This is a genomic window from Delftia sp. CH05, from assembly GCF_009827015.1.
Classification (GTDB): domain Bacteria; phylum Pseudomonadota; class Gammaproteobacteria; order Burkholderiales; family Burkholderiaceae_C; genus Comamonas; species Comamonas tsuruhatensis.
This window is the reverse complement of record NZ_WUMG01000093.1, coordinates 1-3,843: the sequence shown is the minus strand read 5'-3', so window position 1 is coordinate 3,843 and position 3,843 is coordinate 1. Positions and strand designations below refer to the sequence as shown.

6 protein-coding genes and 1 tRNA gene are annotated in these 3,843 nt (G+C 58.6%); 4 read left to right on the top strand and 3 right to left on the bottom strand.

Annotated elements, in window-relative coordinates:
• From GRX31_RS30215 to GRX31_RS30205, 3 genes are all read left to right on the top strand, one after another.
• The coding region (locus GRX31_RS30215) for an IPTL-CTERM sorting domain-containing protein (protein ID WP_160856237.1) at positions 1 to 271 on the top strand (271 nt) is incomplete at its 5' end.
• 27 nt (positions 272 to 298) lie between these two features.
• A complete protein-coding gene (locus GRX31_RS31095) occupies positions 299 to 1,225 on the top strand; it encodes a BclA C-terminal domain-containing protein (RefSeq protein WP_272918463.1) in 927 nt (308 codons plus the stop codon).
• 518 nt (positions 1,226 to 1,743) lie between these two features.
• Positions 1,744 to 1,823 (top strand) — tRNA-Lys (locus GRX31_RS30205).
• 72 nt (positions 1,824 to 1,895) lie between these two features.
• Here GRX31_RS30205 and GRX31_RS30200 read toward each other — a convergent pair.
• A complete protein-coding gene (locus tag GRX31_RS30200; RefSeq protein ID WP_160856233.1) occupies positions 1,896 to 2,933 on the bottom strand; it encodes a tyrosine-type recombinase/integrase in 1,038 nt (345 codons plus the stop codon).
• Positions 2,933 to 3,169 (bottom strand): hypothetical protein, encoded by a 237-nt coding sequence (locus tag GRX31_RS30195; protein WP_160856231.1) that lies wholly within the window; start codon positions 3,167 to 3,169, stop codon positions 2,933 to 2,935. The genes GRX31_RS30200 and GRX31_RS30195 overlap by 1 nt, the downstream gene beginning before the upstream one ends.
• 142 nt (positions 3,170 to 3,311) lie before the next feature.
• Here GRX31_RS30195 and GRX31_RS30190 point away from each other — a divergent pair, with 142 nt between their 5' ends.
• Complete coding sequence (locus GRX31_RS30190) at positions 3,312 to 3,554, top strand: hypothetical protein (RefSeq protein WP_160856229.1); 243 nt, start codon at positions 3,312 to 3,314, stop codon at positions 3,552 to 3,554.
• Here GRX31_RS30190 and GRX31_RS30185 read toward each other — a convergent pair.
• Positions 3,551 to 3,843: transposase (locus GRX31_RS30185; protein WP_160856227.1), on the bottom strand; the 293-nt coding region annotated here is incomplete at its 5' end. The genes GRX31_RS30190 and GRX31_RS30185 overlap by 4 nt on opposite strands.

Below are 3,843 nucleotides of genomic sequence, written 5' to 3'. Positions count from 1 at the left end.
AAATATCACCGTGCTCGGGACGCTGACCGTCGAGGGAGTGCCTGGTCAGCCTGTGGTGCTGCAGGCTGCCAGCGGCACTGCGGTCATCAACCTGGGTCCCGGTGCGACGGTGGTACGCACCAATGCGACGGTTCCGCCCACTGTGCAGATCGGTGCAGGTCCCGGCCCATCGGCTGCGGCCATTCCCACACTGAGCGAGTATGGGTTGGTGCTTCTCTCTCTGCTCATGGGACTGGCGCTTTGGCGTCAGCGCCGCACTGCACAACGTTAGCCACTACACATTCAGACTATGAAAACCATGAAATTCACGCTGCGCTCTGTCTCTTTCGCTGCGGCCATCGTCTTGAGCGGCGCTGCAGTGGCGGCTCCTGGCGGCGCCGACATCACCATCACACCACCGGCCAATGGTGGATTCGTCATCAAGAACAATGCAGGCAATGCAGAGCGGTTCCGGGTGATGGAAACAGGCGATGTATATCTGCCCAACCTGTCCAATACAACGGAGGCTGGCAGCGTGGCCTGCTATGACGACGCGTCGGGACGACTGGGTAAGTGCGCGGCAGGCGCGATTGTGGGGAACCCGGGCCCGACAGGAGCCACCGGAGCGACCGGGGCCACAGGACCGGCAGGCGCGACTGGCGCCACTGGCCAGGCAGGCCCGGCGGGACCCACAGGTCCGATTGGCCTTCAAGGTCCAGCGGGCCAGACAGGCGCTCAAGGCCCCATTGGTGCCACGGGCCTTCAAGGTCCCACGGGGGCGCAGGGTGATATTGGCTTGCCTGGCCCAACGGGCCCCACCGGACCAGCAGGGGCTGGAGGAACTACTGCCACCTCAATGGCTGCTCACAACACTAGCGGTTCTGTAATAGCTGTGGTTCTCGGTGGGACCGATATTCCATTACCTAACTCGCAGAATCTTTCTGGTTTTGTGGTCAATGGTTCAAATACGATATTTACGGTTGCTTCGAGCGGTAGGTATAGAGTTAAATATTCTATTAAAATTACTAACAATATGCTTGTTTCGGCAAGGGTTCTGTTGAATGGTGCAGCAGTTGATGCGCTTACAGAGAATACAGCGACCAGCGTCTCAAGATTCGATGGTGAATCAATTATCACTTTGAGTGCCGGCGATATACTGAATGTTCAATTCTTTGGAATGCTTGGGGCGGTGACTTTGCAGTCAGGTAGCGGCGCTGCTCTAATCGTGGAAAAGTTAAGCGATTAGTATATTTAAATTATCATAAAAGCGAGCGTCAGGCTCGCTTTTTTTGTTACGTGACTGTAGCCTAAAGAATCGTATTTTTGATAAAGGAGAGTCTCGAGGTCTTCAAATGGTCTGCGTGTGTCTGAGGGAAGATGGAGGGGTGAAGTCGATGTGGCTGGGGTTCGGGCCTACACATGATTAACCCTTTGGAAGGGTGTTGTGTAAGTTGATCCGAAGGCTGGGATGTTGTCCTGCGCAGGGGAAGACGTAGGAAAGATGTAGCCACCTACATAGGCCCACGATGCTCCTTACAGCACGGAAGGTGCTTAGGCTGATCAGCGCGGAGCTGGAAGCCTCCACACATCGTTGCTACGAGGCAACGGCGGGATTACTGGCCGAGCCCAGAGCAAACAGCTGACTAGCCATACAGCTCTTTGCTATGACCAAAACCTGCCCAAAGTAGGCTGAAATAGTGTGAAAAAGGCATAACTTTGAAAAAACCAGAAGCGTGGCCATCGCTGCAAGTTGTTGATAAAAAAGGGCTTTTCTATTATTCCTATTTCGGCGGATCGGACTTTTAATCCGTTGGTCGCGAGTTCGAATCTCGCAGGACCCACCAACAAACACGCGGAAGCCGCGCTATCGTAAAGGTAGCGCGGCTTTTGTTTTATTCCCAATTTGGGAATAGAGGTCAGCCCAGGGACTGCCGTTTTGAGACCTTCGAGCGGTCGTAGACGCGGGCCGTGGTGGCCGAGCTGGCGTGAAGCTCGGGCAGGGCGCCATACCGTGCCTTGTGCTGGGTCGTGTAGTAGGCCCGCAGGTCATGGAAGGTGAAGCGCCGGCTGATCACCTTGGTCTCCAGGGCCTCGACCATGGCCCGCTGCCAGCCTGTGGTGAAGCCCGATTCCGTGAGCGGGCTGCCGTGCTGGTTGATGAAGACGTGCAGCGATGTCTCGGGGCGTGGCAGTTGCAGCAGCCTCTTGGCCAGGTCCAGCATGGCCGGACCCATGGCGATGTTCTCCGCCCGCTTCGTGCCGCCGTGCTGCTTGGCGCGCATCAGCCGGATCTCGCCGGCCTGCATATCAATCTGCGGCACCTGCAGGGCCAGGAACTCCACGCGGCGCGAGCCAGCCAAGGCGGCAAACTCCGCCATCAGGGCCAGGGTCTTGCGCGCTGGGCTACCGGCCTCCAGCCAGTCCAGGAAGGCTCGCAGCTCGGCCGGCTCCGGCGCTTCCGTCCGGGCTCGCTCGCTGTTCTTCTTGACCTGCTTGCACGGGTTGGCGTCGATCAGCCCGCGCTCGATGGCCACGTTCATCAGGTTGGAGAGCAGGGCGATTTCTCGATTGCCCCGCACGGGTGCGTCTGCACGCTCCACGCGCAGGAACCTGGCGATGTCGGTGGGGCGCACTGCGGCGGCCGGCACCTCACCCATGACCTCAATGAGCTTCAGGCTGTAGGACTCGTAGTCCTTTTTCGTGCGCTCGGCCAGGGCCGTCCAGCGGGCGGTCTTTTGGTACAGGTCCCAGAGCTCGCGGATCGTGCCCTGGGAGTTGGGCGCGTGGTTCATCTCCAGCACGGCCTGCATGGCCGCTGTGCGGTCGGTGCCCAGGTTGATGGGCTTGCTGCCCACCGGGTGATATCGGTAGGTGACAAGCCCATTCTTGCGAGGCTTGGCCTCCATTCGCGGCAGCAGGCCGAAGCCTGATGCCCGCTCTCTTCTACGACCCATCACTTACTCCATTTGAATCCGCGTTCGGACACGGACGGTTTTTTGTTGTTGAGCTTTTCGTCCACCATGGTGCGGCCCACCAGGGGCAGCCCGTCGGGACGAATGCCGGCTATCGGGAGGCCCAGCACCTGCTCGATGTACCGGCGCTGGGCGAAGCGCTGCTTCAGGGGCTTGCACAGACCGTCTATCTCCTCCTCGGTGAGGTAGAGGCTGGTGGTGATGGCTTCAGCAGTCATGTCTTCCAAGCCTCCTTGCAGTTGGCGAGGGGTGGGATTTAGAGCGTGCCTGTCTCCGGTACGGCAAAATCGTCAAATCGCTCCCAGTTGTGGAGTGCCTGGTCGCATACATTTTGGCTTTCCCTAATTGAGGATCATGTAAATGAACGGACAACAGCTTTTGACTGCTCACCTGGCTCAGTGGGCGGAAGGTCAAGGCGTCTCGCTGAAGTGGGTGGAAGATACCCTTCGGTTTGAGTTCCCTGATGGCACCGCGGGGAGCGTGGCTTCCTTTCCTGCTGATTTTTGGGAGCGATTCGAGGCGGCAGATCAAGAGCAGCGAGCGCGTGCCCTGGATTTGATTCAAAATCGGATTACGTTGGAATACCGGCCTAAGAGTGGCTAACACCACCGATCCACGAAGCGTGCACAGATGATCGCCGCTGCCAGTTTTAGCAGCGCTTCGTGGATATCCAGCCGTCGTTCAAAGCGGATTCGCAACTTGCCAAAGCCTGCAAACCATCCATGAGTCCGCTCCACCACCCAGCGATGCTTGCCCAGTCGCTCGCTACTCTCAACGCCTCGCCTGGCAATGCGGCTGGCGATGCCCCGTTGTCTCAAGTGCGCACGGCAACGCTTGTAGTCATAGCCCTTGTCGGCGTGCAACTTCGATGGTCTTTTGCGGGGGCGCGCGC